The organism is Paraburkholderia sp. J67 (assembly GCF_905220265.1).
Lineage (GTDB): Bacteria > Pseudomonadota > Gammaproteobacteria > Burkholderiales > Burkholderiaceae > Paraburkholderia.
The window spans coordinates 289,566-316,540 of sequence record NZ_CAJMZK010000004.1; the positions used below are offsets into that span (position 1 = coordinate 289,566).

Sequence of the window (26,975 nt, forward strand, 5' to 3'; positions counted from 1 at the left end):
ACGGCGCGCCCAGACGGGTGCGCCCCAAACATGTCGTCATGCGTTTTGGACGGAGCGCCCGCGCGACGGCTGCCGCGCGGGCCGGGCTACGGATTCGCAGCCCGTTTTACATGCGCTCGGGAGCCGAGACGCCGATCATGGCGAGGCCGTTCGCCAGCACCTGGCGCGTGGCCGCGAGCAGCGCGACGCGCGCATCCCGCACGGCGGCATCGTCCACGAGAACGCGTTCGGCATTGTAGAACGAGTGGAATTCAGCCGCGAGTTCACGCAGGTAGAAGGCGACCGCGTGCGGTGCGAGTTCCGCGGCGGCATGCGTGAGCATGTCGGGGAATTCGGCGAGTTTCGCGATGAGCGCGAGGGCGCGCTCGCTCGACAGCGGCGAGAGATCGACCGAGGGCAGCGCGGCCAGGTTGCCGCCGTGCTTGCCTTGCCAGTCGCCGAGAATCGACGAGATGCGGGCGTGCGCGTACTGCACGTAGTACACCGGGTTTTCGTCGTTTTCCTTCAGCGCGAGGTCGATGTCGAACACGAATTCCGTGTCGGCCTTGCGCGAGATCAGGAAGAAGCGCACGGCATCGCGGCCGCGGCGGATGGTCGCTTCGTCGAGCAGATCGGGCGAGACTTCGCTGCCCGGGTTCGCGCCGCCCGACCATTCGATCAGGTCGCGCACCGTCACATAGCTGCCCGCGCGCTTGGAGATCTTCACTTCCTGGCCGTCGCGCATCACCGTGACCATCTTGTGCAGCACGTAGTCGGGGTAGCCCTTGGGGATGCCCACGCCGAGCGCCTGCAAGCCCGCGCGCACGCGCGCGATGGTGCCGTGGTGGTCCGAACCCTGGACGTTGATGACCTTGGTGAAGCCGCGTTCCCACTTGGTGACGTGATAGGCGACGTCCGGCAGGAAGTACGTGTAGGTGCCGTCGGACTTGCGCATCACGCGGTCCTTGTCGTCGCCGTAGTCGGTGGTCTTGAGCCACAGCGCGCCGTCCTGCTCGTAAGTCTGGCCCGAGGCGACCAGCGCCTCGACGGTCTTCTCGACGCGGCCTTCGGTGTAGAGCGACGACTCCAGGTAGTAGCGGTCGAACTTCACGCCGAACGCTTGCAGATCGAGATCCTGCTCGTGGCGCAGATAGGCCACGGCGAAGCGGCGGATGGCTTCGAGGTCTTCCGGATCCTTCGCGCCCGTGATGGGCTCGCCGTCCTTCGCGGCCACCGTTTCGCCGGCGAGGTAGTCGCGCGCGATGTCGGCGATGTATTCGCCGTTGTAGGCGGCTTCCGGCCAGCCCGCGTCACCCGGCTTCAGGCCGCGTGCGCGCGCCTGGGTGGAAACGGCGAGGTTGCCGATCTGCACGCCCGCGTCGTTGTAGTAGAACTCGCGGTGCACGCCCCAGCCCTGCGAGGCCAGCACGTTCGAGATCGCGTCGCCAAGCGCGGCCTGGCGGCCGTGGCCGACGTGCAGCGGGCCCGTGGGGTTGGCCGAAACGAACTCGACCAGCACGTGCTTGCCCGCTTCGCGCTGCGAACGGCCGAACGTGGCGCCTTCGGCGAACACGGCGTTCAGCACGGTGCGCTTGGCTTCGGCGGTCAGACGCAGGTTGATGAAGCCGGGACCGGCCACTTCGGCGTCGGCGATCAGGCCGGCCGCGGCGGGCAGCGCCTTGACGGTATCGACGATCTGCTGGGCCAGCGCGCGCGGGTTCGTGCGCAGCGGCTTGGCGAGCTGCATCGCCACGTTGCAGGCGACGTCGCCGTGCGCGGCGACCTTCGGGCGCTCCAGCGCGATCGCGGGCACGACGAATGCGGCTTCGGAGGCGCCTTCGGTGGCCTTCGCCACCTGGGCGACGGCGTCGGCGAGCAGAGTCTCCAGGGTGTGTTTCTGTGCGGGCAGCATGCTTGTTGCAGGTCCTGTGCGGGTAGTTTGGGTGCGGGGCCGACTGCGATGTCGCGTGGCCGGCGCGGGCCGTCGAATCCGGGTGAGGGCGGTCGGCGCCGCGCGCCTGCGCTGGCGCTTCGGCTTGCCGGGCGGGCGTGCCGCGCCCATCGAGTGACTTCGGGTAATTCCGTTCAGACGGATTTTAGCAGGTGCTAATATGTGAAATGAGAACCCCGGCAAGTGCGGCCGCCCGGCCAAGGCACGGAAGCCCGCAGCGGCGGCTCGCCGCGAATGTTCCGGTTGCAGCGCGCTCAACTTAGAAAATCAAAAGGGAACAGTCATGCTGATTACTTTCAAATGCCACGCGTCGCCCGACGTGCTGATGCTGGACAGTCTCGCGCAATATCTGCTTGGCATTATCGGCAAGCGGCTTGGCGAGCGCGGCGTCATCACGCATGAAGAACTGGACGGCGCGATCAGCAAGCTCGAATCGGCCATCGCCGTCGACAAGAAGGATCGTGCCGAACATGACGGTCACTTCCACGAAGGCGAAGAAGGTCGCGAGCCGCACGAACTGCCGCCGGGTCTTGCCCAGCGCGCGTTCCCGTTCCTCGACATGCTGCGCGCGGCGAGGAAGGAAGACAACGACATCGTCTGGGGTATCTAGGACGGTCGGTCATCGCTGCATGAAAACAAAAGAGCCCGCAAATCTGCGGGCTCTTTTGTTTTGCGGTGTCAGCCTGTGCTTACTGGCTGGCGGCAGTCGGTTCTGCGGTTTCTGCGGCCGAAGCGGCGCCCTTCTTGACCTTCTTTTTCTTCGGCTTCTTCACGTGCTTTTCGGTGGGCGCCGAATACGACGACACCGCGCTCGATTCGTGCACTGCGGAGGCCGGCTGTGCGAACGACGGCTGCGCGAGCGCGGCGACGCCGAAGGCGGTCAATATCAACATCAGCTTCTTCATACGATTGTTCTCCGTCGAGGTTGCTTTCGATCTACTTTTAAGGACTTGCTGATGAGCGAGCCGGCGCGGCGCCGGGCGATGCCTGCCGCGTTTGGCCTTGGGTAATGCGGGGCCATCTTACAAAGCCGAAAAATTCCGTGCGCGAAATATTCAGGCTATCGGATCGCGTATGTCGGGCCGCCACAACGGTGTGCTGTGCGCGTTGTGTGCGGCCCGAACGCCCAAGGCTGGCGGCGATGTCCTTAAAGCAGCGGCGCGAGCGCGCGGCGCGCGTCGTCCGGGGAGAGCGCCATGCGTTGCGCGAAATCGGCAAGCTGATCCTGGCCAATCTTGCCGACGGAGAAATACGTGCTGTCCGGATGCGCGAGGTAGAAGCCCGAAACGCTCGCTGCCGGCAGCATCGCCAGCGACTCCGTCACGCTCATGCCGATCTCGCCGCATTGCAGGAAGTCGAACATATCGCGCTTGACGAGGTGATCCGGGCAGGCCGGATAACCCGGCGCCGGACGAATGCCCGCGTACTTCTCGGCGATCAGCGCATCGTTGTCGAGTGTTTCGTTCGCCGCGTAGCCCCACAGGTCGCGGCGCACGCGCGCGTGCATCGCCTCGGCGAACGCTTCCGCGAAGCGGTCGGCGAGCGCCTTGAGCATGATCGCGCTGTAGTCGTCGTGGTCCTTCTCGAACTGCGCTTCCTTCACGTCCACGCCGATGCCGGCCGTCACTGCGAACATGCCGATGTAATCGGCCTTGCCCGAGTCCTTCGGTGCAATGAAGTCGGCGAGGCAGCGGTTCGGGCGCATCACGCCATCGACGACCGGACGCACCGACTGCTGGCGCAGATTGCGCCACGTGAGCGCGACTTCGGTGCGCGACTCGTCGGTGTAGATCTCGATGTCGTCGTCGTTGACGGTGTTCGCGGGGAGCAGCGCGATCACGCCGTTGGCCTGCAGCCAGCGGCCCTGGATCAGGCGCGAGAGCATCGACTTCGCATCGGAGAACACCTTGCGCGCCGACTCGCCCACGATCTCGTCGTTGAGGATCTGCGGATACGGACCCGCGAGATCCCAGGTCTGGAAGAACGGACCCCAGTCGATGTAGTTCGCGAGCTCGTTCAGATCGTAGTTCTTGAACACGCGGCGGCCGATGAACTTCGGCTTCACGGGCTGGAAGTCGGCCCAGTCGATCTTCGTCTTGTTGGCGCGCGCTTCTTCGAGCGTGACCATCGGCTGCGCCTTCTTGTTGGCGTGCTGGTCGCGAATGCGCTCGTAGTCGGTCTTGAGGTCGTCGATGTACTTCGTCGCGCCTTCATCCGAGAGCAGGCTCGACGCGACCGATACCGACCGCGACGCGTCCGGCACGTACACGACCGGGCCTTCGTAGTTCGGCGCGATCTTCACGGCCGTATGCACGCGCGAGGTCGTCGCGCCGCCAATCAGAAGCGGGATCTTCTTGACGCGGAAATAGTCGTCGCGCTGCATTTCGGAGGCGACGTAGGCCATCTCTTCGAGCGACGGCGTAATCAGCCCCGAGAGGCCGATGATGTCCGCGCCCTCGACCTTCGCCTTCGCGAGGATCTCGTTGCACGGGACCATCACGCCCATGTTGACCACTTCGAAGTTGTTGCACTGGAGCACGACGGAGACGATGTTCTTGCCGATGTCGTGCACGTCGCCCTTGACGGTCGCGATGACGATCTTGCCCTTCGCGCGCACGTCGGCGCCCGACTCGGCGAGCAGACGCTTTTCTTCCTCGATGAACGGAATCAGATGCGCGACGGCCTGCTTCATCACACGCGCCGACTTCACCACCTGCGGCAGGAACATCTTGCCCTGACCGAACAGGTCGCCGACGACATTCATGCCGTCCATGAGCGGCCCTTCGATCACGTTGATCGGACGGCCGCCGCCGCCCATGATCTTCTGGCGCGCTTCTTCGGTGTCTTCGACGATGAAGTTCGTGATGCCATGCACGAGGGCGTGCGCAAGACGTTTTTCGACCGGCTGGTTACGCCACTCCAGGTTCTCTTCCTTCTTCGCCGCGCCGGTCTTGAACTTGTCGGCGATTTCGAGCAGACGGTCGGTGGCGTCATCGCGGCGGTTGAGCACCACGTCTTCCACACGATCGCGCAACTCGGCGTCGAGATCGGCATACACGCCGAGCTGGCCCGCGTTGACGATGCCCATGTCCATGCCCGCCTGAATCGCGTGGTAGAGGAACACGGTATGGATCGCCTCGCGCACCGGGTCGTTGCCGCGGAACGAGAACGACACGTTCGACACGCCGCCGCTGATCTTCGCGTGCGGCAGGTTCTGCTTGATCCAGCGCGTGGCCTCGATGAAGTCCACCGCGTAGTTGTTGTGCTCCTCGATACCCGTGGCGACCGCGAAGATGTTCGGGTCGAAGATGATGTCCTCGGGCGGGAAGCCCACCTCGTTCACGAGCACTTCATACGAGCGCTTGCAGATCTCGGTCTTGCGCTCGAAGGTGTCGGCCTGACCCTTCTCGTCGAAGGCCATCACGACGGCGGCCGCGCCGTAGCGGCGGATCAGTTTTGCGTGATGGATGAATGGCTCGCGGCCTTCCTTGAGCGAGATCGAGTTGACGATGGCCTTGCCCTGCACGCATTGCAGGCCCGCTTCGATCACGTCCCACTTCGACGAGTCGATCATGATCGGCACGCGCGCGATGTCGGGTTCCGACGCGATCAGGTTCATGAAACGCACCATCGCCGCCCTGGAGTCGAGCATCGCCTCGTCCATGTTGACGTCGATGATCTGCGCGCCGTTTTCGACCTGCTGGCGGGCGACCGCGAGCGCTTCGTCGAACTGGCCGTTCAGGATCATGCGCGCGAACGCCTTCGAGCCGGTCACGTTGGTGCGCTCGCCCACGTTGATGAACAGCGTGCCGTCCGTCACATTGAACGGTTCGAGGCCGGAGAGTCGCAGGGTATGGTCAGTCATGGCGGGGGACCGGATCGTCAGGGTTCGTCAGTTTTGTCTTGAAATGCAGGCGTGCAATGGCGTGGCGGACGAGTCGCGGGGCTTACGCCGCGTCGCGATACTGCCCAGGCCAGCGGCGCGGCTTGATCTCGGCGAGCGCCTTGGCGATCGCGGCGATGTGTTCGGGCGTGGTGCCGCAGCAGCCGCCCGCGACGTTCACGAGACCCGCCGTTGCGAACTCCTTGAGCAGCGCCGAGGTATCGGCGGGCGTTTCGTCGAAGCCGGTGTCGCTCATCGGGTTCGGCAGGCCGGCGTTCGGGTAGCACGACACGTAGGTATCGCAGAGCTTCGCGAGCTCGGCGATATACGGGCGCATCAGCGCCGCGCCCAGAGCGCAGTTCAGACCAAAGGTCAGCGGCCTGGCGTGGCGCAGCGAGTTCCAGAAGGCCTCGACGGTCTGCCCCGAGAGAATGCGCCCGGATGCGTCGGTGACGGTGCCCGAGATCATGATGGGCAGGTTCTCGCCCGTGTCCTCGAACAACTGGTCGAGCGCGAACAGCGCGGCCTTGGCGTTGAGCGTGTCGAAGATCGTCTCGACGAGGAACAGGTCGCAGCCGCCGTCCATCAGCGCCTTGGCCTGCTCGTAGTAGGCGCGGCGCAGTTCCTCGAAGGTGACGTTGCGTGCGCCCGGATCGTTGACGTCGGGCGAGATGCTCGCGGTCTTCGGCGTCGGGCCGATCGCGCCGGCGGCAAAGCGCGGCTTGTCCGGCGTCGAGTACTTGTCGCACGCTGCGCGCGCGAGCTTCGCCGACTCGATGTTCATCTCGATGGCGAGTTCGCCCATGCCGTAGTCGTCCTGGGCCACCGTGGTGGCGCCGAACGTGTTCGTCTCGATGATGTCCGAGCCCGCGGCCAGATACTGCTCGTGGATCTCGCTGATGATCTGCGGTTGCGTGAGCGAGAGCAGTTCGTTATTGCCCTTGATGTCGCGCGGGTAGTCCTTGAAGCGTTCGCCCCGATAGGCGGCTTCGTCGAGCTTGTAGCGCTGGATCATCGTGCCCATCGCACCGTCGAGGATCACGATGCGCGAGGCAAGCAGCGCGGGCAGCGAGGCTGCGCGCGTGTACGGCGTGGCGCGAGGGGCGGCCCCGGCGGGGCGCGTAGCGTGTTCGGCGGGCTGGTTCATGGATGACGGGCGGGCGAAAGCGCCGGTTGAACTGGGAAACCTGACATTGTATCCGCAGCCGGGGCGGGGCGCTGACGCGCGTGGGGTCACAAGGCCTCCGCTCGCGCTCCGTGCCGCCAAAAGAAAACCCCGCGCGGCGTGAGCCAGACGGGGTTTCCTGAGCGGGGGCGCCGCCGGGATCCGGGCGGCGCGCGTTTTACGTCAACTTCCTGCTGCGTGTTCTGCTACGAGAGCGGGGTGCTGAGGCCGAGCGTGAGAGCCGTCATGCTGCGCGCGTACTGCGCGGGCTGCCACGTGTCAGTGCAGCACGACGGGTTGCTGCATCAGGCTGTCGAACTGTCCGAGGAATTCGTCCACCTCGTCGAGCGACTGATCTTCGTCCATCAGCTTCTGCACGTCTTCGCGAAAACGTGCCGCCATCACGCCGTCGATGAACAACTCGCGGCGTGCGTTCTTGTCGACGATTTCATAGCCGCCAGAGCGCATGGCGACGTGACCGTCCTGCGGGGGAAACTCGACAACGCAATAGTTTGGACTGTTGTAGATCATCTGCATGGCGACACTCCTTTTTCCTGTGCTCCCTCACTGCTTCAGTCGATACATGGAGCGTTCGATCTGGAATTCAAGGGGTGGGTCCCGCTTCACCTCTTTTTTCGGACTGCTCTCCCTTTGCTTCCGGTCTTTGTTACCTGCAACGGGCACGACTGTGCTGCTTTGCCACGTGATGCCGGGTACGACGAATTCAACTTCAGTCCTGGTGCGGCTGCGAGTGCAACTTCGAGTGCAACTATTAGACCTGCTGGCGAAGAAACGTTTCGAGCAGCGCCGCGAAACCGTGCGATTCCTCCACCGGGGCCAGATGCGCGGCGTCGAGCATTTCGAAACGTGCATCGGGAATCGCTTGCGCGAGCGCCTCGGTGAGCGCGGGCGGCGTGCCGCTATCGTGGCGACCGGCCACGGCGAGCGTGGGCACACGCAACTGCGAGAGTCGTTCGTGAACGTCGAAGTCGCGCAAGGCTTCGCAGGCGCGCGCATAGCCCTCTGCAGGTGTCCGTAATAAAACCTCGCAAATGTGCGCGACGGTATCGCGATTCGTGCGACGGAAGTCCGCTGTGAACCAGCGCGCAATCGTCACGTCGGCGAGTGCGCCCAGGCCCTCGCGGCGCACGAGTGCCGCGCGTTCGTTCCACGTTTCGCGCGCATCGGACGCGGTGCGGCTCGCCGTATCGCACAGCGTGAGCGAGAGCACGCGCGAGCTGGACTTGCCGCCATGATCAAGCGCGAACTGTTGCGCGATCATGCCGCCCATCGACATGCCGACGAGATGCGTCTTTTCGATGTCCTTCGCATCGAGCAGTGCGGTGAGATCGGCGGCGAGTTCCTTGAAGCCGAACGCCGCATTCGACACGGCGCTCGTGCCGTGGCCGCGCACGTCGTAGCGCAATACGCGGAAGCGATGCCGGAAATGCCCCGCGAGCGTGTCCCACACGGAGAGGTCGCCGCCGAGCTGATGAATGAAGGTCAGCGCGGGGCCGCCGCTGCGGTCTTCGAAGACGTAGCGCGTATCGATGCCATTGACAGTCGCTTGCATGCGTTCCTCCTTGGCCGATGGGGGCGGGAGTCAGGCTGGTTGCGAAGTACTGCGTGGACGTCGTGCGGCTGTTGCAAGCCGCGTGCCTGAAAGGCGCGGGGCGGATGGTTTGTGCAGCCGGTTGCTCCGGTTTCGTGCGGGACTCGAGCCTCCTTGCGAACGCTTTCCTCTGTTCTTTCTTGTGCTCGTCTCGGGCCGCGCGCTTATCCGATGCAGTTCGAATACAAGGCGCTTCGATGATTTCCAGTATGCGCTATTTCGCGCAAATGTGCGGTCAAAACGGCCAGCTTTGTGGCTTGCACGCGCTTTCCTTGCACCGCTGCGTGCGACGGGACGCTTAAGGGTGCATGGGCGCGTCGGCAGGCGGTGTGGGGGCGGCTTCGGGCGCTGGCGCAGCGGATTGATCGGTGGATTGATCCGTTGTGGGTGTCGGCGCCGGGTTGCTGGTCGCATCGTTCGGTGCAGGCGCGGGCTCGCTCGCCGCCGATGCGGGTGACGAACTCGCAGCTTGATTCGATGGGCTGCTTGGAGCGCTATTCGTCGTGCCATTGTCCGCACTGTTTGCCGTGTCGTTCGACACCGTCGGCACGCGCAACGCACCGTGCCACAGCAATTCCACTTCGGTGCCGTTTGGCTCGGTCTGCACGAGACGCACCGGCAACCAGCCGAGCGAAGGCGCAAGCCACACGTCGATACGTCGTTTGTCGCCATCGTGGCGCGGCAAGCGCATGAAGTGGCGCGCGCTCACGAAACCCTGATCCGTGCGCACGTTTTCATCGCCGATGGTGGTGATGGGCCAGGTCTCGCCGCTATCGTTATCGGCGACATAGAACTCGCGCGTGACGCCCGGTTTGTAGGTGTCAGGGTCGCCGCGTACGAGACTCGCAAGCTGCATCACCATGCTGAAGCGATCCTGCGCGCCGTCGGGCAGCGCGAGCGAGTTGGGCGTGCGGGTGAAGACGATCTGCTTCTGGCTGCGATTGAAGACGGTGAAGTCCGCCGGGCGACGGCCACGCTTTTCGATGTATTGATCGGGCGCGAGACCGAAGGGGTCGACATGCCCGCGGCTCGTCCAGCTAAAGGTGCCGACGAAGGGCAGCGGGATCGACACCACCATTTCGTAGTGCTGCCCGTCGCTCTTCCAGTGGATCGTGCCGGGCTCGTTGCGCACGCCGTTGAAGAAGGTGTCGTACTGAAGCTCGCCCGAGGGCGGCACCTGGAACTTGACGCCGTGCGAAGCCTGCACGGCTTGCGCGTTCGGATTATTGCCATTGCCGGGCGCGGCGGCTTGCGCGCTGCCGCTTGCGCCACTCGCAGCACTTGCGGCGGTGTCGGGGGCGGCAGGGCTGGACGCGGCCTCGGCGGGCGCTGCAGGGGTCTTGGGATGCGCCTCGGGCGGCGTGATGGCCTGGAGCGTATGCGGCGGGCTCGGCGCGCGTTTGGGGCGCGCGGGCGCAGCGGGTTTAGCCGCGGGCTGGGTGGCCGGCGCGGCGGGTTTGGCCTGCTGCTCGATGCGCTCGGTTTTGAGCAGCCGCACCTGCACCGGCACATGCGCGGGTGTGACGGGTTGCTGCGCGCCGTGATGGCGCTCGAACCATTGCGCCGCGAGCCAGTGCAGCGCCGTGACCGCGACGAACACGGCCAGCCAGCGCCACGCGCGCGGGCGGCGGGGCGAGGTGGAAGCGTTCTGGTCGGCGGCGGATGTGGACATCGGGTTCAGTCGGCCTTCGGGCCGGATCGCGGATAAGCGCTACTGTGACACGACGAGCCTGATGCTTGCAGAAGCGGCGGCAGGAGCGCGTCCAGCGGCCCCGGTTTTCAACGCTCGACGGGGCTGTACCCCAATTCGTACGAGAGCTTCTGTGCGCACGCGCGCAGCGCGCTATCCACCGCGCCGCCCCAGCCGCTGTCGAACGCGCCTTCATGGCCGAGCGCGATCAGACCCAGCGCGAGATCGCCGCTAGCGTCGAACACGGGCGTGCAGAACGCGTGGATGGTCGGCAGCAGCATGCCTTCGACGCGCGCCGCGCCGTGCTCGCGCACGTCCACGAGCGTTTCGGCGAGCGCTTCGGCGGTGCGCGGCGTCGAGCCCCACGCGTAATGTTGCGCGCTGGCAAGCTCCCGCTCGATCATCGGCGCGGTCTTGCCGCGCGGCAGGTAGGCCGCGAACAGCAGGCCGGTCGCCGAGCTGAGCATCGGCATGACGTCGCCGAGCTTGAGCGACGCCTTGGCCGGATGACTCGATTCCATCCAGTGCACGACCGTCGGCCCCTGATTTCCCCACACGGCGATGCCGACCGTGATATCGAGCGCATCGCGCAGTTCGGCGAGCGCGATGCGCGCGAGCTTCACGCCATCCACGCGCGCAAGACGCGCGAGACCCAGTTGCAGCGCGAAGCCGCCCAGTTCGTAGCGGCCCGAGACCGGGTCCTGCGCGACCACGCCGAGCCGCAGAAAACTCACGAGATAGCGATGCGCTTTTGCAGGGCTCATGCCCGCGCGCTGCGCCAGGTCGCGCAGCATCATCGCGCGCGGCTCGTTGGTCAGCACTTCGAGCAGACGAAAGCCCACTTCGATTGACTGGATGCCCGAGCGCAGCTTTTCCTCGCCACTTTCGCCGCCTTCACCGCCTTCGCTGTTTTCGTCGAGATCGGCGGTGTCGAGCGCGGCGTGGTCATCTGCCGAAGCAGCGCTGGAGCGGGACGAGGAAGCGGAGCGGGTGGACGGCGGCATGGAGATCGATTGGGTCTCGGGTTGGATAGTGATGCGTTGACGTTGCGCGTTGCGAGGGCGCGCGGCGTGACGGCTGCAGGCCTCCCCTTGGGCCGCGCCGATTCACCATCGTAGAATACATTTCCTCTATCGTCATCCACGCCTGATTCCATGAAACTCGCCACGCTGAAGGACGGCACCCGCGACGGCCAACTGATCGTCGTTTCCCGCGACCTGCGCAGCGCCGCCATCGCCGATGCAATCGCGCCCACGCTCCAGCGCGTGCTCGACGACTGGCGCTTCTACGCGCCGCAATTGCTCGAGCTCTACGACGCGCTCAATCATGGCCGCGCCCGCAACAGCTTCAGCTTCGATGCGCGGGATTGCATGGCGCCGCTGCCGCGCGCCTATCAGTGGGCGGATGGCTCGGCCTACGTGAACCACGTCGAACTCGTGCGCCGCGCGCGCGGCGCCGAGATGCCGCCCGAATTCTGGACCGATCCGCTCATGTATCAGGGCGGCAGCGACGACTTCATCGGCCCGACCGACGACATCGTGTGCGCAACCGAAGCGTTCGGCATCGACTTCGAAGCGGAAGTGGCCGTCATCACCGGCGACGTGCCGATGGGCGCGAGCGTCGACGAAGCGCTCAGGGCCGTGCGTCTCGTCGCGCTGGCCAACGACGTGTCGTTGCGCAACCTGATTCCGGCGGAGCTGGCCAAGGGTTTTGGCTTCTTCCAGAGCAAGCCGGCCACGTCGTTCTCGCCGGTCGTCGTGACGCCCGACGAGTTGGGCGAGCACTGGCGCGAGGGTCGCGTCCATCTGCCGATGCTGGTCTACTGGAACGGCAAGAAAGTGGGCCAGCCTGACGCGGGCACGGACATGGTGTTCCACTTCGGCCAGTTGATCGCCCACGCGGCGAAGACGCGCAATCTGCGCGCGGGCGCGATCGTCGGCTCGGGCACGGTCTCGAACAAGGACGCGAAGCGCGGCTATTGCTGTATCGCGGAGAAGCGCTGCCTCGAAACGATCGAGCATGGCGAGCCGCGCACGGAGTTCATGAAGTTCGGTGACAGCGTGAAGATCGAGATGCTCGATCCGGCGGGGCAGTCGATTTTCGGTGCGATCGACCAGGCCGTCACGGCGCTGTCGGATGTTGAATAAGCATGGAATAAGCGGCCAGACAACGCTCTAGCCGAAAGGGTTTCGCCGGATGCCGCACGTCCCATGTGCGGCTAAACTGGCGAACGCGCGGGCGGGCCGTCGAAAACGGTCCTGCCACGCGCACGCAGTGCCGCGCGACACGCGCGCATCGCCTTCGAAGCCGTACGCAGAATACGCTCGCCAAACGAAAGAGGAGACACCATGCAGCCCTCTCGCACGCGCCGGTTCCCCCGTGCGCTCGCCCCGCTTTTTGCCGCATTTTTCACGACCGTCGCCCCCACGCTCGCACTCGCGCAGATCAAGATCGGCCTCGTGCTGTCGCTCACCGGTCCGGCCGCTTCGCTGGGCATTCCCGCGCGCGATACCGTTGCGATGCTGCCCACGCAGATCGCCGGCCAGCAGGTGCAGTACATCGTGCTCGACGATGCTTCCGACACCACCCAGGCCGTGCAGGACACGAAGAAGCTGATCGACGAGCAGCAGGTGGACGCGATCATCGGTTCGTCGATCACGCCCAACACGCTCGCGATGCTCGATGTGATCGCGCAGGGCGAGACGCCTGCGATTTCGCTGGCGTCGTCGGCGAAGATCATCGAGCCGGTCGACGACAAGCGCCACTGGATGTTCAAGACGCCGCAAACCGACGCGATGATGGCGGGCGCCATCGTCGAGCACGCCAACGCGCACAAGGTGAAGACGATTGCCTATATCGGTCAGGCCGATGCGCTCGGCGAGACCTTCTATAACGAAGTCGCGAAGGCCGCGCAGGCGCACGACATCAAGATCGTCGCGAACGAGCGCTTCAACCGCACCGACCCGAGCGTGACGGGCCAGGCGCTGAAGATCGTCGCCGCGCAGCCCGACGCCGTGGTGGTGGGCGCGGCCGGCACGCCCGCCGCGCTGCCGCCGAAGGCGCTGAAGGAACGCGGCTACAAGGGCCTCATTTATCACAATCACGGCGTGGGCAACCGCGACTTCCTGCGCGTGTGCGGCGCCGATTGCAATGGCACCTTCCTGCCCGCAAGCCCGGTGCTGGTGGCCGCGCAACTGCCCGAGGATCGTCCCGAGCGACGCCTCGCGCTCGACTATATTTCGCGGTACGAAGCACGTTACGGTGCGGGCTCCGTATCGGCGTTCGGCGCCTATACCTGGGACGCGGGCCTTCTGCTCGGTAGTGCGATTCCGGTCGCGCTCAAGAGCGCCGCGCCGGGCACGAGCGCGTTCCGCCATGCGTTGCGCGACGCCATCGAGGCGACGCGCGGACTGCACACGACCAACGGCATCATCAACATGAGCGCCACGGATCACCTCGGCCTCGATGCGCGTGCGCGCGTGATGGTCGAGATTCGCGACGGCAAGTGGATTTATCAGCCGCACTGAAGCGACGCGGCGATACTGCAATACTGGAGACACAGGAGACACGCCATGAACGATCCTTACTACGACCGCTATCACGCCCTGCGCGTGCGGCGTCACGAACACGGCATCGTCGAGATCGTGATGAGCGGCGAGGGCGCCAACAAGAGCGGCCTCGCCACCGCCGACGCCAACATGCACCGCGAACTCGCGGAAATCTGGCGCGACGTGGACCGCGATCCGGACGCGCGCGTCGCGGTGATCCGCGGCGAGGGCAAGGGCTTTTCGGCGGGCGGCGATCTCGCGCTCGTCGAGGACATGGCGAAGCACTTCGACGTGCGCGCGCGGGTCTGGCGCGAGGCGCGCGACCTCGTCTACAACGTCATCAATTGCAGCAAGCCGATCGTCTCGGCGATGCATGGGCCGGCCGTGGGCGCGGGTCTCGTCGCCGGTCTGCTCGCCGATATCTCGATCGCCGCGAAAACGGCGCGCATCATCGACGGGCACACGCGCCTGGGCGTGGCGGCCGGCGATCATGCGGCGATTGTCTGGCCGCTGCTGTGCGGCATGGCGAAGGCGAAGTACTACCTGCTGCTGTGCGAGCCGGTGAGCGGCGAGGAAGCGGAGCGCATCGGTCTGGTGTCGCTGGCCGTGGACGAGACCGATCTGCTGCCGAAGGCGTTCGAAGTGGCAAAGCGTCTGGCCAACGGTTCGCAGACCGCACTGCGCTGGACCAAGTACGCGCTCAACAACTGGCTGCGCCAGGCGGGGCCGAACTTCGATACGTCGCTTGCGCTCGAATTCATGGGCTTCGCGGGCCCCGACGTGCACGAGGGCGTGCAGTCGCTGCGCGAGCGGCGTGCGCCGGAGTTTCCGGGCGGCGATCCGTTCTGAATCCGCCGGAATCTACCTTTTTCCGCCTTCTACGCGCGGTATGATCGACAAGCAGCGGGCGCGTGGTCAATCGCGCGCCGCGCAGTCCAATCCTGATGCATTGCGAGGGAGATTCGCATGACCGATTCAACCGGCACCGTGCCGCCGTTCCCGGGCTTTCCCGGTTTCCCGCCCGCCGAGATGCTCGACCGCATGTGGGGGATGATGCGCCTCACGCCGTTCGGCAGCGCCTTCCCCGGCACCGAGCCAGGCGCGGGGCAGGGACTCGGGCCGTCGCTGTCGATGATGTCCGACATGATGACGCCGCTCACCAATATCGAAGAACTCGACAAGCGCATTACCGATCTGCGCGCGGTCGAGCAGTGGCTCAAGCTCAACCTGAGCATGCTGCAATCGTCGATTCAGGCGCTGGAAGTGCAGCGTGCGACGCTCTCGACGCTGCGTGCATTCGGCGCGTTCGCGCAGTCGCAGATGAGCGCGCCGCCCGCGCAGGAGGCGCCGCCGCGTGCTTCGGCGTATTCGTCGGGTGCCTCGGCGAATGCATCGTCGGCCGCTTCCTCGGCGGGCGAGGGCGCGAATGCCGAAGACGCCGATGCCGCAGCTGGCTTCGACGCCTCGGGGTGGTGGAACCTGCTTCAGTCACAGTTCAACCAGCTCGCGCAGTTCGCGATGGCGCAGCCCGCCGCAGCGGCACAAGCGGCGCAGGCCGCAGCTGAGGCGGCCACGGCGGCCACTACCGCGGGCGTGGGCAGCGGCGAGCCTTCTGAGGCGCGCGCGAAACCGGCGGCCAAGCGCAGCAGTGGCGGCGCAAGCACAGGCGCCGCAGCCGGCAAGACCACGGCGCGCAGCGCGAAGAAAGCGCCGGTGCGTCCCGAGTAAGACGCGCCGCGTCACGGCGCGGCATCAGGAGGCCGGCGGTCTCGCGGGGTGTGATCCGCGGGACGCGGCCAGCAGGACACAAGCCGGATGCATCCGGTAAACACACGGGGAGCGTCGGCGACATGCGGCTTGCGCTCGTGATGATGGGCGGCGGCGCACGCGCGGCCTACCAGGCCGGCGCGCTGCGCGCGCTCGCGGAACTCGCCGCGCAGGCCGAACCCGCGCGACGTGCGATCCCCTTTACCGTGATTTGCGGCACCTCGGCGGGCGCGATCAATGCCACCTCCATCGCCAGTCACGCCGATCAGTTCCTGAGCGGCGCCCAGCGCCTCGTCGAAGTCTGGGCGCAACTCTCCGCCGATCAGGTCTATCGCACCGACTGGCCGGGCATTGCGGCGTCGGGCGCGCGCTGGCTGGGCGCGCTCGCGTTTGGCTGGGCCACCTTCGGCATGACGGCGCGGCGCGCGCCGCGCACCTTGTTCGATAACGCGCCGCTCGCCCGCTTTCTCGGCCACACGCTCGACTTCCACCGCATCGAGCAGATGCTCGACCGGCGCGTGCTGCACGCGCTCGCGGTGACGGCGCTCAGCTATTCGTCGGGACGCCATCTCACTTTCTATCAGGCCAGCGAGCCGATTCGCGCCTGGCGGCGCGCGCAGCGCACGGCCCGTATGGTCGAGCTCACGCCTGCGCACCTGCTGGCCTCGGCGGCGATTCCCTATGTGTTCCCCGCCGTGCGCCTCGAACTCGACGGCCGCCACGAATATTTCGGCGATGGCTCGATCCGGCAGATCGCGCCGCTCTCGCCGGCGATCCACTTCGGCGCCGAGCGCATCGTCGTGATCGGCGCCAACGCGAGCGCGCCCGAGGCGGCCGCCGGGCCGGAAGTTTCGGCGGCACGTCCCGACCTCGACGTCTATCCGAGCCTCGCGCAGGTCGGCCAGCAGGTGCTCGCGAGCGTGTTCCTCGACGCAATCGGCGCCGATATCGAGCGCATCGAGCACGTCAACCGCATGGTGCAGCACCTGCCGCACACGATCGAGCCGGAAAGCGGCTGGCGGCATGTCGACGTGCTGGCAATCGGCCCGAGCGAGCGCATCGAGCTGATCGCGGCGCGGCATTTGCGGCAGTTGCCGCTCTCGGTGCGCATGCTGCTAGGCGCGGTGGGCGGCAATCGGGCTTCGGGCGCGGCGTTTGCGAGCTATCTGCTGTTCGAGCGTGCTTTTACGGAGGAGTTGATCGAGCTCGGTTATCGCGACACGCTAGCGAAAAGTGACGTTCTTTTGACTTGGCTCAAACAGTCGTCGGAGAGCCGGACGGGCGCCGCGTTGGGGCACCCGGAGGCGCCCCGGAACTGAAAGATCGCCGTGCTATCATCGTGTAAGGTTTTTCCGACTGTCTTGAGGGTGTCAGGTCGCTTTTGCGCATGCCGGCCCGCGCCCCGAGGCGTTCCCCGTTTGCTTACGGTCACATTGAGCCAGCGTGTGCGTTGACGCCGCGGCGACCGGCAGCAGGTAGTCGACACGTGAGTCGAAAGGCGCGTCGAAAAAACGGGGACGGTGAGGGTGCCACGCTGCGACAATCTGTCGCAGTATGAGCGGGCGACCCTTGCTGGACGGTCCGTTGGGTCCGCCGCGCGCCACGCGGGCGAGGCGGCCAGACGGCGCGGGCGGCTCTCCGCGGTTTTTCCGGCAGCCGGGTTCGAGGCACGGTGCAACTACCCAGAACCCATCACGGCGCCTTCCACTCCGGCATGGCGGATTGCCGCTCGACAGGAAGTAATCTGTTTAGCGAGCGTGCAATTGCGTCCAGAGGGCCGGTTACCGCGTAAAATTAAATGCTTTTCGCCCGCCGGACACGTGAGGACACGCGCCGCGGGCAGCACGCTACGAAGTCGTCATGCGCAGAACAGGGGCGGGACTATGAACACGATGCTTTATCCGGAACTTTACAAATCGCTCGAATCGGTCCGTTGGGACATGGAAAAGGACATTCCCTGGGACAAGTTCGACGGCTCGCTCCTGACCGACGAGCAGGCCGCGACCATCAAGATGAACGCGATCACCGAATGGTCGGCGCTGCCGGCCACGGAAATGTTCCTGCGCGACAACCATCATGACAGCGACTTTTCCGCTTTCATGAGCGTCTGGTTCTTCGAAGAGCAGAAGCACTCGCTCGTGCTGATGGAATACCTGCGCCGCTTCAAGCCGGAAATGGTGCCGACCGAAGAAGAACTGCACGCCGTGCGCTTCACGTTCGACCCGGCGCCGCCGCTCGAAACGCTGATGCTGCACTTCTGCGGTGAGATCCGCCTGAACCACTGGTATCGCCGCGCCGCCGAATGGCACACGGAGCCGGTCATCAAGGCCATCTACGAAACCATCTCGCGCGACGAAGCTCGCCACGGCGGCGCTTACCTGCGTTACATGAAGAAGGCGCTCAACAACTGCGGCGACGTCGCACGCGCGGCCTTCGCGAAGATCGGCGTGCTGATGGCTTCGGCGCGCCGCACCGAAAAGCCGCTGCACCCGACCAACCTGCACGTGAACCAGGCGCTGTTCCCGCGCGACACGATCCAGTCGCGCCTGCCCGATCCGGAATGGCTTGAGCGCTGGCTCGACGAGCAGATCCGTTTCGACGACGGCTGGGAGAAGAAGGTGGTCGAGCGTATCCTGCACAACCTCTCGATCCTGTTCGAACGCACGTTCAGCACGGCCCAGGAACTGAACCGCTACCGCAAGGAAGTGGTGCAGCGCCTGCAGGCCGAACAGGGCACGCAGCAGCCCGCCTGAGCGGCTGACTGACCCGAAGCGCGCCAGCCTGACGGCGCGCGGCAGCACCAGAACGACACGGCCCGGCACGCGCAAGCGTCCGGGCCGTTTTGTTGAAATGTTTCGCTGATCCGATCCACAACTATCCGAGTTTCATCCGATGCCCGCTTCCTTCGAACGCAAGATCACGACCCGCGAAGCGCTCGCGCAACTGCGCGCTTCGCTGCCTGGCCCGGTGGTGTTCACCAACGGTGTCTTCGACATCCTGCATCGCGGCCACGTCACTTATCTCGCCGATGCGAAGGCGCTGGGCGCGACGCTCGTCGTCGGCGTGAATAGCGACGCGTCGGTGAAGATGCTCGGCAAGGGCGACGATCGCCCGATCAACAACGAGAACGACCGCATGGCGCTGCTGGCGGCGCTGGAAAGCGTGGACTGGGTGGTGCAGTTCACGGAGAAAACGCCGGTCGAGCTGATCGAGGCGGTGCGTCCGGATATTCTCGTGAAGGGCGGCGATTACGACATGGATGCGCTGCCCGAGTCGGCGCTGGTGCGCGGCTGGGGCGGCAAGGCGCTCGCCATCGCGTTCGAGCACGATCGCTCGACCACGAAGCTGCTACAGAAGGTGCGCGCGCAACAAGATTAAGCGCGCGCCCCCGGCGCTTACTGCGTCAAGGTGGACGACTGGATGGCCGGGTCGACGACCGGCCCGCCCACCACGGGCACGTCCACCGACTCCGATGGTCTGATCGCCCGCACGCCCAGGCCTTCCGGATGGATCTGGCGGTTCAGATGTTTGCGTTCGAGTGTGCCGGACGCGGGCAGAGGCCCGAACAGTCCGCGAATCGCCCCGAGGGCGAGCAGGTTGGCGAGAATCAGAATGGCGATCAGCCCGCGCAGCATCGTGTAAAACTCCGTCGAAATCGTTCTTGAAATCAGGCTGCGGGCGCGTTCAGGATTGCGCTGCGATCAGCGCGAGGCCCGCTAGCACCAGCGCGTCGTGGCGAGTATGCGGCACCTTGAGCGCCGCTGTCACTTCGGTGGCCGCGCCACCGCTCACCACCAGCCGCACCGGCATTTTCCACGCATCCTGCAAATCGGCCCAGGCGCGCTCGATGAGGCCCGCCTGCGCGAGCGCACAGCCCGCCGCGATCGAGCGTTTCGTATCGGTCGCGAAGAGCGGCCCCAACTTTACCCCATCGGCTGTTCCCGCCGCGCCGCTTGTACCGCTTGTGCTGGTCACGCCAGCCAGGCCCGGCGCGCTGTGCGCGTCGAGCACCGGCAACTGCGCAGTGTGCTCGCCGAGCGAGCGCATCATGAGCGTCCAGCCCGGCGCGATCAGGCCGCCTACAAAGGTGCCGTCGGCGCGCAGCGCTTCCAGCGTCGTGGCCGTGCCGAAAGTCGCGATCAAAAGCGGTTCGTTCGGGAACGCCGCGCGCGCGCCGATCATGCCGGCCCAGCGGTCGCTGCCGAGCCCGCCGGGCGTCGTGTAGCCGTTGGTCACGCCGCATTGATGCTCGACCGAGCGGATCACCGTGCGCGCGAGGCCCGGCCAGTGCGCCTCGAGCGCGGCGTCGATGCGCTGCGCCACGGCTGCGCCCGCAACGTTGGATATCCACGCGCTGCCGGGCGTGGGCAACGCCGCCCAGTCTTCGAAATCGTGTGCGCCGGGGACGTCGTCATGGTTCACCGCGCCCGCGTGCAGGCGCGAGCCGTCGGCGGTGACGAGCGCCCACTTGATCCGGCTATTGCCGGCGTCGATCAGAAGAAAAGAGGGCGAGCCAGCGTGCTGCGCGCCGCTCATGCACCGCTGCCCGCAAGCCGCAGCGAGACGTCGCCGGTCGTGATGGCTTCGCGGCCGTGCGCCGTATCGACCAGCAGTTGCCCACGCTCGTCCACGCCCACGGCCACGCCGCGCATCAGTTCGGCGCCTTGTTCGTAGAGCGCGATTTCGCGGCCCGCGTAGGCGTGACAGGCGTTCCAGCGCGCCTGGAAGGGCGCGAAGCCGTGTGCGCCGAAGCGCGTGAGCGCGCCTTCGAGTGCGTTGAGTTCGGCGGCGAGCACATCCGTCAGATTGGCGCCGGGCCACACGCGCGAGAGCGCGGTGGGCGTCGTGCCGGGCACGGGCGCGGCTTGCTGTGCCGCAGCATCGGCGTTGAGCGCTTCGACCTTTTTCGCGAGTGCGTCCGCGCCGCGCACATTCGTGCCGATGCCGATCACGACCGCCGACGCATCCGGCGTGCTCCACGCGCTTTCCACGAGGATCCCCACCAGCTTGTCGCCTTCGAGCAGGACGTCGTTCGGCCATTTCAGCGCGATCTGGCCGGGCGCGGCCACGGGCAGCGTGCGCAGACCATCCACCAGCGCCGAGCCGATGGCGAGGCTCAGCCCCGCGAGCCCTTCGATCGGGCGCGGCAGCACGCAGGCGAGCGAGAACAGCAGCGCGTCGCCGGGCTGGGCGACCCAGCTACGGCCACGCCGGCCACGGCCGGCGGTTTGCAGATAGGCGACCCGCACGATCGGCCGCGCGAGCGCATCGGCGCGATGCGGTAGCGCCTTCAGGTGAGCCATCAGATCGGCGTTGGTCGAGCCGGTTTCCTCGACGATCTCGATGGGCCAGTCGTTCGCGGCCGGGCCGAACAGCGTCACCGCGCGGTCGCGGTCGATGCGCCAGTCGTCGGCGCGCGGAGTCTCGGGGGGCGTGGGGGTAGCGTTCATGGTGCGTATTGTAGTGGCTGACTTGTGCTCTGACGGCCGCAAATCGGCAGGCGGAAGAGGGCGGTGATCAGCACGGGTTAGAGCCGCAGATTTGCTTATTTTTTATGCAATTCACAGCCGATCCACAAGCGGCCAACAGGAAATCCACAGAACTATCCACAGGTGAGGTCTCGAGGACGGTGAGCGAATCGCTTCAATTCTTCCTCACTGTCTGAATATTCCACATTGCACCCACAGCCTGCCAACAGTTCATCCACAGAATTATCCACAGCTGGGCGGTGCTCACGCATCGGTGTGCGTCCGTACCGCCGAAACAGGGCGCGTTCGCTACAATGACTGATCATTCTTCCCCGATCGAGCGCCCCGCCTTGACTCAAGAAACGCCGCCCGGCCTCGACATCGCGGCCGGCACCCAGGGAAAAATCGTGCGCCTGTCCGGCCAGTGGACCGCGCTTGCGCTCGCGCGCGACCGCGATCAGGGCGGCGCGGCGCGGCGGCTGCGCGCGCTCGTCGGCGAGCGTGTCGGGCAATGGGACCTGTCGCGCGTCGAACGCATGGATCACGTGGGCGGCCAGGCGCTGTGGCGCGTCTGGGGGCACAAGCTGCCCGCCGACCTGATCGCGCTCTCGGACACCCAGCGCGACATCTTCAAACGCATTGCGCTGCTCGATTCGGTGCGCGAAGCCCCCGAGCGCGTGGTGCGCGTCGATCTCGTCACGCAACTCGGCCTCGCCATCTTCTCGTTCTGGGACCACCTGTACGGCGGGCTCGCGATGCTCGGGCGCGTGATGCTCGATCTGATCTTCATCCTGCGCAAACCCAAGGCCACGCCGTGGGTGGAGATTTCAGCGAACGTCTATAACGCCGGGGCGCGGGCGCTGCCGATCACGGCGCTCGTCGCGTTTCTGATCGGCATCGTGCTGTCCTATCTTTCGGCACAGCAGTTGCGCCTGTTTGGCGCGAATCAGTTCATCGTCAACATCCTCGGCCTCGCGGTGATCCGCGAACTCGGGCCGGTGCTCGCCGCGATTCTCGTGGCCGGACGCTCCGGTTCCGCCATCACCGCGCAGATTGGCGTGATGCGCGTGACCGAGGAGCTCGACGCCATGCGCGTGATGGGCATCTCGCACGGCCTGCGGCTGATCCTGCCGCGCGTGATCGCGCTGGGCGTGGCCATGCCGCTGCTGGTGATCTGGACCGACATCATCGCGCTGATCGGCGGCGCGCTCGCGGCCAAGGCGGTGCTCGGCATCGACATGTCCTGGTTCATCCGCTCGCTGCCGAGCGTGGTGCCGATCGCGAACCTGTGGATCGGTCTTGGCAAGGGTGTGGCGTTCGGCATGCTGGTAGGCATCGTCGGCTGCCATTTCGGCTTTCGGATCAAGGCGAATTCGCAGAGCCTCGGCGAAGGCACGACCACCTCGGTCGTGACCTCGATCACCATCGTGATCCTCGCCGACGCCGTGTTCGCCATCCTGTTCCAGAACGTGGGGCTGTCATGAGCACGCCGCTCAAGGAAGCCGTCGAGGACCTGCCGCTGCCGGCCATCGGCGAGCCGATCATCGAGGTGCGCAATCTCACCAAGCGCTATGGACGCAATATCGTCCATCAGCATCTGAACCTCGACATCCGTCGCGGCGAGATCGTCACGATCGTGGGCGGCTCGGGCTCGGGCAAGACCACACTCGTGCGCCAGATTCTGGGGCTGGAGCGGCCGACCTCGGGCACCATCAAGATGTTCGGCGAGGACATTTCGACCGTCGACCCGGAGCGCGCGCGCCTCATGCGCACCCGCACGGGCATGCTGTTCCAGCACGGCGCGCTGTTTTCGTCGCTCTCGGTGTTCGACAACATCGCGCAACCGGTGCGGGAGCTGGGCAAGGTGCCGGTCGACCTGATGCGCGACATCGTCATGCTCAAGCTGGAGATGGTGGGCCTGCCGTGCAAGCACGCCTCCAAGATGCCGGCGGCGCTCTCGGGCGGCATGGTCAAGCGCGTGGGTCTGGCGCGCGCGATCGTGCTGGAGCCCGAACTGCTGTTTCTCGACGAACCGACGGCGGGGCTCGACCCGCGCTCGTCGGACGAAGTGGTGGAACTGATCAGCACGCTGCACCGGGCGCTGGGCCTGACCGTCGTCCTCGTCACGCACGATCTGGACGCGATGGTCGCGCTCTCCACGCGCGTGGCCGTGCTGGCCGAGCGCAAGGTGCTGGTGGCCGCGCCCGTGGAGGAAGCGGCGGGCGTGGACGATCCGTTTATCCGCGAATACTTTCTGGGCATGCGCGGTCGCCGCGCGCTACAGGCGCTACCGCCCGAGCGCCGCGCGAAGCTGCCGGCGGCGGCGCTCGCGCCGGCTTCGGTGGGCGCGAAGCCATGCTGAACATAACGACCACGCCGGGGCCGGCCGCTGATGCACGCAGTCAAGCGGCCACTGAAGCGACCGTCAACGAGGGAATCTGACGATGGAAAACAAACCGCATGCGTTCTGGGCGGGCCTCTTCACGATCGGTCTGCTGGCCGTGATCGCGCTGTCGGTCTTTTTCTTCAGCGCTGACCACAAGGTGCGCGTGCCCTACGATCTGATCTCGCACAGCAGCGTGACGGGGCTCTATGCCGACGCGGCCGTGCGCTATCGCGGCATCGACGTGGGCAAGGTGCAGTCGATCCAGTTCGACACGAACCATCCGGGGCAGATCCGCATTCGCGTGCTGATCGACCAGAAGGCGCCGATGACGCGCTCCACCTACGGCACGCTCGCGCTCCAGGGCGTGACCGGCATCGCTTTCGTGCAGCTCGACGATAACAATCTCGATCTCTCGCCGCTGCCGTCGTCCGAGAAACATGTCGCCGAGGTGCCGCTGCGCCCGGGCCTGCTCGACCAGCTTCAGCGGCGCGGCGACGCGCTGCTGCGCAAGCTCGACAACATCGCCAGCGACATGGACCAGTTGCTCGACGAAGACAATCGCAAGCAGATGATGGCGACCGTGGCGAGCTTGCAGCAGGCCGCAAGCAGCGTGAACGTGCTCGCGCAGCAATTGCAGCCCACCACGCAACGCCTGCCGGGCGCGGTGGCCGATCTGCAAAAGACGCTGCAATCGACCAATCAGCTCATCACCAATGTGAACCGTCCCGATGGACCGTTCCAGGTGAACTTGAACAAGGCCGGCACGGCCGCGCAGCAGGCGGGGCAGGCACTGGCGTCGATGAACGACTCGATCCAGCAGCTTGCTGCGAGCGTGGGCTACGACACGCTGCCGCGCGTCGATTCGCTGACCGACGACGTGCGCTCGGCGATGCGCTCGGTGGACCGCGCGGCGGGCACCTTCACGAGCAGCCCGCGCAGCCTGCTGTTCGGCGGCGCGCCGCTGCCCGCGCCGGGACCGGGCGAGCCGGGTTTCTCGTGGCCCGCGGGCACGGCTGGAAAGTAGGGCGCCGGACCGCCGAAGCACCAAAAACGCCGTAACAGGAAGGACACAGAAGGAATCGCCATGTCACGCCAAGCCACTTCGTTACACTCGCTCGCCAGGCTGAGCCGCGCCTTGCTCGCGGCGCTCGCCGTCGGCACGCTGGTCGCGGCGTGCGCCGGCAACCAGGCCGCGTACTCGGATATCCGTTACGACCTCGGGCCGCTCGACGCGCAGTCGGCGCCGCCCGCGTCCGCAGCGCTGCCGCCGCTCAAGGTGCTCGAAGTCAGCGCGCCGCCGACGCTCGACAACGACGGCATTCTCTACCGCATCAGCGGCGACGCCCAGCGCGAGAGCCGCTATGCCAACAGCCGCTGGACCATGTCGCCCGCGCGCCTGCTCACGCAGCGCGTGCGCTCGGCACTGTCCTCGCGCGCGACGGTGCTCTCGGGCGGCGACGCCGTGCCCGCGCCCATGCTCAAGATCGAGTTGACCCAGTTCGAACAGGTCTTCGATAGCGCGACCCAAAGCTCGGGCGTGCTGAGCGCACGCGCGACGCTCATGAAGGGCGGCAAGGTGATCGCGCAACGCTCGTTCGTTGCGCGCGCGCCCGCGAGCACACCCGACGCGGCGGGCGGCGCGGCGGCGTTGCGTGCCGCAAGCGACGATTTCTCGGGGCAGATCGGCGCATGGTTGAACGGGCAGGCGCTCGCCGCCACGCCTTGAGGTGCGCCGTCATCCGCCGCGTGGCGGATGACGGCCAGAGCAGTGACATGAGCGGCGATAGCACTTCCCACCCTCCAACGCCCGGCGAAAGCCAGGCGCATGCTCCCGAGGCGCTGCCGCGTCAGGCGTCCACGCTGTCGCGTCAGGCGTTCGCGCTCTACGCCGCGCTGATCGTCTACGGCTCGTGGTATCCGTTTTCGGGCTGGCGCTCGCTCGGCCTGAGCCCCTTCGCCTATCTCGGCGATCCGTTTCCGCGCTACTGGACCGTCTTCGACGTCATCACCAACGTGCTCGGCTATATGCCGTTCGGCGCGCTGGCGGTGCTCGCTGTGTGGCCGCGCTGCCGCGGGCTGCTGGCGATCGCGCTCGCGACGCTTGGCGGCACGCTGCTTTCGGGCGTGATGGAAGCGGTGCAGACGTATCTGCCCACGCGCGTCGCCTCGAATCTCGACCTCGCCACCAATGTGCTCGGCGCGCTACTCGGCGCGTTGCTCGCAGCGCCCGCCACCGGCGCGCTGCTCGAACGCGGTTTCCTGCGCCGGCTGCGCTTTCGCTGGTTCGAGCGCGACGGCGGGGCGCTGATGGTGCTGGCCGCGCTCTGGCCGTTCGCGACCATGTTTCCGGCGCCACGTCTCTTCGGCATGGGCGACTGGCCGCGCGCGATCTGGCTGCGCTTCGATGCGTCGATGCAGGACGCCGTGCTCGCCTGGACGCCCGCCGTCTGGCATCTGCGAGCCCTGCCCGATACGCTTGCCGCGCGTTTGCCCGAGAGCGACTGGGAGGCCATCGTGACGACGCTGAACCTGTTCGGTGCGGCGGCTTTCGCGTCGCTGCCGATGCGCCCTCGCGCGCCGCGCGCACGGCTCATCGTGGCGCTGCTGGCGACCACGCTCGTGGTGAAGTCGGGCGCAACCTTCCTGCAATCGCAAAGCGGCCTGCTATTCGACTGGGCGACGCCGGGCGCGCTCGCGGGCCTCGTGTGGGGCACGCTCGCCGCATTTCTCGCGCTGCGCCTGCCGCGCACGGCGCGCGCGGCGGCGGCGACCGTGGCGCTGGCTGTCGCGCTGGTGCTGGTCAACCTGCTGCCGGTGAATCCCTATTTCGATGTCGTGCTGGCCGACTGGCGCCAGGGCCGCTATCTGCACTTCAATGGTCTCGCGCGCTGGCTCGCGTGGACCTGGCCGTGGGCGGCGCTCGGCTGGACCGCGTTTTCGCTCGAGCGCGCGTGGCTTGCACGGCGCGCGCGGCGCAAGCAGGCGCCCGGCGCAGGCCCGCGCTAAGCCAGGCGCCAACCCAAGCCCACCTGAGCGAACGCGCTGCGCTCGCTATAATCGACCGCATCCCCATTCATAACGGCAGCCGGAGCATCGCGCGCCGCGCCGCGCGCGACTCATCGGCTTCACCGTCTCCACAGGTACGCCACGTCATGACCGATTCGTTCTACAAGCATCACGTCTTCTTCTGCCTGAACCAGCGCGACCCCGGCGCCGAACGTCCGAGCTGCGCAAGCTGCAACGCCACGCAGATGCAGGAGTACGCGAAAAAGCGCGTGAAGCAACTGGGCCTCGCGGGCCCGGGCCAGGTGCGCATCAACAAGGCGGGCTGTCTCGATCGCTGCGAGGAAGGCCCGGTCGTGGTGGTGTATCCCGAAGGCACCTGGTACACCTATATCGACGAAAGCGACATCGACGAGATCGTCGTTTCGCATCTGCAGAACGGCCAGGTGGTCGAGCGTCTGAAGATCGACCGTTGAGGCCTGCGGCACTTGCTGCGCACGACCCTACCTAAAAGAACTTCAGA

The 26,975-nt window shown here is 66.4% G+C and carries 25 protein-coding genes; 14 read left to right on the forward strand and 11 right to left on the reverse strand.

The features are described from left to right. Positions 1-106: 106 nt before the first annotated feature. A complete protein-coding gene (argS, locus tag U5782_RS10890) occupies positions 107-1,891 on the reverse strand; it encodes an arginine--tRNA ligase (protein ID WP_322043815.1) in 1,785 nt (594 codons plus the stop codon). 322 nt (positions 1,892-2,213) lie between these two features. Here argS and U5782_RS10895 point away from each other — a divergent pair, with 322 nt between their 5' ends. Further along, positions 2,214-2,540, forward strand: a complete 327-nt coding sequence (locus tag U5782_RS10895) for a DUF1840 domain-containing protein (RefSeq protein ID WP_322043816.1) — start codon at positions 2,214-2,216, stop codon at positions 2,538-2,540. Between the two features lie 79 nt (positions 2,541-2,619). Here U5782_RS10895 and U5782_RS10900 read toward each other — a convergent pair whose 3' ends face one another. The 7 genes from U5782_RS10900 to U5782_RS10930 form a co-directional block, all read right to left on the reverse strand. Next, positions 2,620-2,835: an acid-shock protein gene (locus U5782_RS10900; protein ID WP_322043817.1), complete on the reverse strand. Its 216-nt coding sequence runs from the start codon at positions 2,833-2,835 to the stop codon at positions 2,620-2,622. Positions 2,836-3,077: 242 nt separating this feature from the next. Then, on the reverse strand, positions 3,078-5,795 hold the full coding sequence (metH, locus tag U5782_RS10905; protein WP_322043818.1) for a methionine synthase: 2,718 nt from the start codon (positions 5,793-5,795) through the stop codon (positions 3,078-3,080). Positions 5,796-5,877: 82 nt separating this feature from the next. Further along, positions 5,878-6,960 carry a homocysteine S-methyltransferase family protein gene (locus U5782_RS10910; protein ID WP_322043819.1) on the reverse strand — a complete coding sequence of 361 codons (1,083 nt, stop codon included), beginning with the start codon at positions 6,958-6,960 and terminating at the stop codon, positions 5,878-5,880. A 297-nt stretch (positions 6,961-7,257) separates the two neighbouring features. Next, complete coding sequence (locus U5782_RS10915) at positions 7,258-7,515, reverse strand: DUF3567 domain-containing protein (protein WP_027815766.1); 258 nt, start codon at positions 7,513-7,515, stop codon at positions 7,258-7,260. A 235-nt stretch (positions 7,516-7,750) separates the two neighbouring features. After that, positions 7,751-8,551 carry a 3-oxoadipate enol-lactonase gene (pcaD, locus tag U5782_RS10920; protein WP_322043820.1) on the reverse strand — a complete coding sequence of 267 codons (801 nt, stop codon included), beginning with the start codon at positions 8,549-8,551 and terminating at the stop codon, positions 7,751-7,753. 337 nt (positions 8,552-8,888) lie between these two features. Beyond that, complete coding sequence (locus U5782_RS10925; RefSeq protein WP_322043821.1) at positions 8,889-10,262, reverse strand: DUF3108 domain-containing protein; 1,374 nt, start codon at positions 10,260-10,262, stop codon at positions 8,889-8,891. Between the two features lie 107 nt (positions 10,263-10,369). Beyond that, positions 10,370-11,284 (reverse strand): IclR family transcriptional regulator, encoded by a 915-nt coding sequence (locus U5782_RS10930; protein ID WP_322043822.1) that lies wholly within the window; start codon positions 11,282-11,284, stop codon positions 10,370-10,372. A 150-nt stretch (positions 11,285-11,434) separates the two neighbouring features. On the opposite strand from U5782_RS10930, the gene U5782_RS10935 reads away from it, so the two are divergent. The 7 genes from U5782_RS10935 (at position 11,435) to rfaE2 (ending at position 18,973) form a co-directional block, all read left to right on the forward strand. Then, positions 11,435-12,427 carry a fumarylacetoacetate hydrolase family protein gene (locus U5782_RS10935; protein ID WP_322043823.1) on the forward strand — a complete coding sequence of 331 codons (993 nt, stop codon included), beginning with the start codon at positions 11,435-11,437 and terminating at the stop codon, positions 12,425-12,427. 201 nt (positions 12,428-12,628) lie between these two features. Next, positions 12,629-13,807, forward strand: coding sequence for an ABC transporter substrate-binding protein (locus U5782_RS10940; RefSeq protein ID WP_322043824.1), 1,179 nt, complete (start codon positions 12,629-12,631; stop codon positions 13,805-13,807). Between the two features lie 45 nt (positions 13,808-13,852). After that, the gene (locus U5782_RS10945) at positions 13,853-14,677 is read left to right on the forward strand and encodes an enoyl-CoA hydratase/isomerase family protein (protein WP_322043825.1); all 825 of its coding nucleotides are present in this window, start codon (positions 13,853-13,855) and stop codon (positions 14,675-14,677) included. Between the two features lie 117 nt (positions 14,678-14,794). Beyond that, a complete protein-coding gene (locus U5782_RS10950) occupies positions 14,795-15,556 on the forward strand; it encodes a PhaM family polyhydroxyalkanoate granule multifunctional regulatory protein (RefSeq protein WP_322043826.1) in 762 nt (253 codons plus the stop codon). 122 nt (positions 15,557-15,678) lie between these two features. After that, positions 15,679-16,914, forward strand: a complete 1,236-nt coding sequence (locus U5782_RS10955) for a patatin-like phospholipase family protein (protein ID WP_322043827.1) — start codon at positions 15,679-15,681, stop codon at positions 16,912-16,914. 564 nt (positions 16,915-17,478) lie between these two features. Then, positions 17,479-18,348 carry a ferritin-like domain-containing protein gene (locus U5782_RS10960; protein WP_322043828.1) on the forward strand — a complete coding sequence of 290 codons (870 nt, stop codon included), beginning with the start codon at positions 17,479-17,481 and terminating at the stop codon, positions 18,346-18,348. Positions 18,349-18,487: 139 nt separating this feature from the next. Continuing rightward, the gene (gene rfaE2 / locus U5782_RS10965) at positions 18,488-18,973 is read left to right on the forward strand and encodes a D-glycero-beta-D-manno-heptose 1-phosphate adenylyltransferase (RefSeq protein WP_322043829.1); all 486 of its coding nucleotides are present in this window, start codon (positions 18,488-18,490) and stop codon (positions 18,971-18,973) included. A gap of 17 nt (positions 18,974-18,990) precedes the next feature. On the opposite strand, the gene U5782_RS10970 is transcribed toward rfaE2, so the two are convergent. From U5782_RS10970 to U5782_RS10980, 3 genes are read right to left on the reverse strand one after another with little or no spacing between them, the layout of a single operon-like run. Continuing rightward, complete coding sequence (locus tag U5782_RS10970; RefSeq protein WP_322043830.1) at positions 18,991-19,230, reverse strand: hypothetical protein; 240 nt, start codon at positions 19,228-19,230, stop codon at positions 18,991-18,993. A gap of 49 nt (positions 19,231-19,279) precedes the next feature. Further along, positions 19,280-20,131, reverse strand: coding sequence for a type III pantothenate kinase (locus U5782_RS10975; protein WP_322043831.1), 852 nt, complete (start codon positions 20,129-20,131; stop codon positions 19,280-19,282). Next, complete coding sequence (locus U5782_RS10980) at positions 20,128-21,045, reverse strand: biotin--[acetyl-CoA-carboxylase] ligase (protein WP_322043832.1); 918 nt, start codon at positions 21,043-21,045, stop codon at positions 20,128-20,130. The genes U5782_RS10975 and U5782_RS10980 overlap by 4 nt, the downstream gene beginning before the upstream one ends. Positions 21,046-21,413: 368 nt before the next feature. On the opposite strand from U5782_RS10980, the gene U5782_RS10985 reads away from it, so the two are divergent. From U5782_RS10985 to U5782_RS11010, 6 genes are all read left to right on the forward strand, one after another. After that, positions 21,414-22,547: an ABC transporter permease gene (locus U5782_RS10985; RefSeq protein ID WP_322043833.1), complete on the forward strand. Its 1,134-nt coding sequence runs from the start codon at positions 21,414-21,416 to the stop codon at positions 22,545-22,547. Next, complete coding sequence (locus U5782_RS10990) at positions 22,544-23,425, forward strand: ABC transporter ATP-binding protein (protein WP_322043834.1); 882 nt, start codon at positions 22,544-22,546, stop codon at positions 23,423-23,425. The genes U5782_RS10985 and U5782_RS10990 overlap by 4 nt, the downstream gene beginning before the upstream one ends. Before the next feature lie 82 nt (positions 23,426-23,507). Further along, complete coding sequence (locus U5782_RS10995) at positions 23,508-24,473, forward strand: MlaD family protein (RefSeq protein WP_322043835.1); 966 nt, start codon at positions 23,508-23,510, stop codon at positions 24,471-24,473. A gap of 60 nt (positions 24,474-24,533) precedes the next feature. Then, positions 24,534-25,175: an ABC-type transport auxiliary lipoprotein family protein gene (locus U5782_RS11000; RefSeq protein ID WP_322043836.1), complete on the forward strand. Its 642-nt coding sequence runs from the start codon at positions 24,534-24,536 to the stop codon at positions 25,173-25,175. Positions 25,176-25,222: 47 nt separating this feature from the next. Then, positions 25,223-26,455 carry a VanZ family protein gene (locus U5782_RS11005; protein ID WP_322043837.1) on the forward strand — a complete coding sequence of 411 codons (1,233 nt, stop codon included), beginning with the start codon at positions 25,223-25,225 and terminating at the stop codon, positions 26,453-26,455. Between the two features lie 146 nt (positions 26,456-26,601). After that, a complete protein-coding gene (locus U5782_RS11010; RefSeq protein WP_322043838.1) occupies positions 26,602-26,928 on the forward strand; it encodes a (2Fe-2S) ferredoxin domain-containing protein in 327 nt (108 codons plus the stop codon). Positions 26,929-26,975 lie beyond the last annotated feature (47 nt).

Coding starts and splice junctions, on each gene's coding strand:
- argS (WP_322043815.1), bottom strand. CDS start 1,891: ATGCTGCCCGCACAGAAACACACCCTGGAGACTCTGCTCGCCGACGCC.
- U5782_RS10895 (WP_322043816.1), top strand. CDS start 2,214: ATGCTGATTACTTTCAAATGCCACGCGTCGCCCGACGTGCTGATGCTG.
- U5782_RS10900 (WP_322043817.1), bottom strand. CDS start 2,835: ATGAAGAAGCTGATGTTGATATTGACCGCCTTCGGCGTCGCCGCGCTC.
- metH (WP_322043818.1), bottom strand. CDS start 5,795: ATGACTGACCATACCCTGCGACTCTCCGGCCTCGAACCGTTCAATGTG.
- U5782_RS10910 (WP_322043819.1), bottom strand. CDS start 6,960: ATGAACCAGCCCGCCGAACACGCTACGCGCCCCGCCGGGGCCGCCCCT.
- U5782_RS10915 (WP_027815766.1), bottom strand. CDS start 7,515: ATGCAGATGATCTACAACAGTCCAAACTATTGCGTTGTCGAGTTTCCC.
- pcaD (WP_322043820.1), bottom strand. CDS start 8,551: ATGCAAGCGACTGTCAATGGCATCGATACGCGCTACGTCTTCGAAGAC.
- U5782_RS10925 (WP_322043821.1), bottom strand. CDS start 10,262: ATGTCCACATCCGCCGCCGACCAGAACGCTTCCACCTCGCCCCGCCGC.
- U5782_RS10930 (WP_322043822.1), bottom strand. CDS start 11,284: ATGCCGCCGTCCACCCGCTCCGCTTCCTCGTCCCGCTCCAGCGCTGCT.
- U5782_RS10935 (WP_322043823.1), top strand. CDS start 11,435: ATGAAACTCGCCACGCTGAAGGACGGCACCCGCGACGGCCAACTGATC.
- U5782_RS10940 (WP_322043824.1), top strand. CDS start 12,629: ATGCAGCCCTCTCGCACGCGCCGGTTCCCCCGTGCGCTCGCCCCGCTT.
- U5782_RS10945 (WP_322043825.1), top strand. CDS start 13,853: ATGAACGATCCTTACTACGACCGCTATCACGCCCTGCGCGTGCGGCGT.
- U5782_RS10950 (WP_322043826.1), top strand. CDS start 14,795: ATGACCGATTCAACCGGCACCGTGCCGCCGTTCCCGGGCTTTCCCGGT.
- U5782_RS10955 (WP_322043827.1), top strand. CDS start 15,679: ATGCGGCTTGCGCTCGTGATGATGGGCGGCGGCGCACGCGCGGCCTAC.
- U5782_RS10960 (WP_322043828.1), top strand. CDS start 17,479: ATGAACACGATGCTTTATCCGGAACTTTACAAATCGCTCGAATCGGTC.
- rfaE2 (WP_322043829.1), top strand. CDS start 18,488: ATGCCCGCTTCCTTCGAACGCAAGATCACGACCCGCGAAGCGCTCGCG.
- U5782_RS10970 (WP_322043830.1), bottom strand. CDS start 19,230: ATGCTGCGCGGGCTGATCGCCATTCTGATTCTCGCCAACCTGCTCGCC.
- U5782_RS10975 (WP_322043831.1), bottom strand. CDS start 20,131: ATGAGCGGCGCGCAGCACGCTGGCTCGCCCTCTTTTCTTCTGATCGAC.
- U5782_RS10980 (WP_322043832.1), bottom strand. CDS start 21,045: ATGAACGCTACCCCCACGCCCCCCGAGACTCCGCGCGCCGACGACTGG.
- U5782_RS10990 (WP_322043834.1), top strand. CDS start 22,544: ATGAGCACGCCGCTCAAGGAAGCCGTCGAGGACCTGCCGCTGCCGGCC.
- U5782_RS10995 (WP_322043835.1), top strand. CDS start 23,508: ATGGAAAACAAACCGCATGCGTTCTGGGCGGGCCTCTTCACGATCGGT.
- U5782_RS11000 (WP_322043836.1), top strand. CDS start 24,534: ATGTCACGCCAAGCCACTTCGTTACACTCGCTCGCCAGGCTGAGCCGC.
- U5782_RS11005 (WP_322043837.1), top strand. CDS start 25,223: ATGAGCGGCGATAGCACTTCCCACCCTCCAACGCCCGGCGAAAGCCAG.
- U5782_RS11010 (WP_322043838.1), top strand. CDS start 26,602: ATGACCGATTCGTTCTACAAGCATCACGTCTTCTTCTGCCTGAACCAG.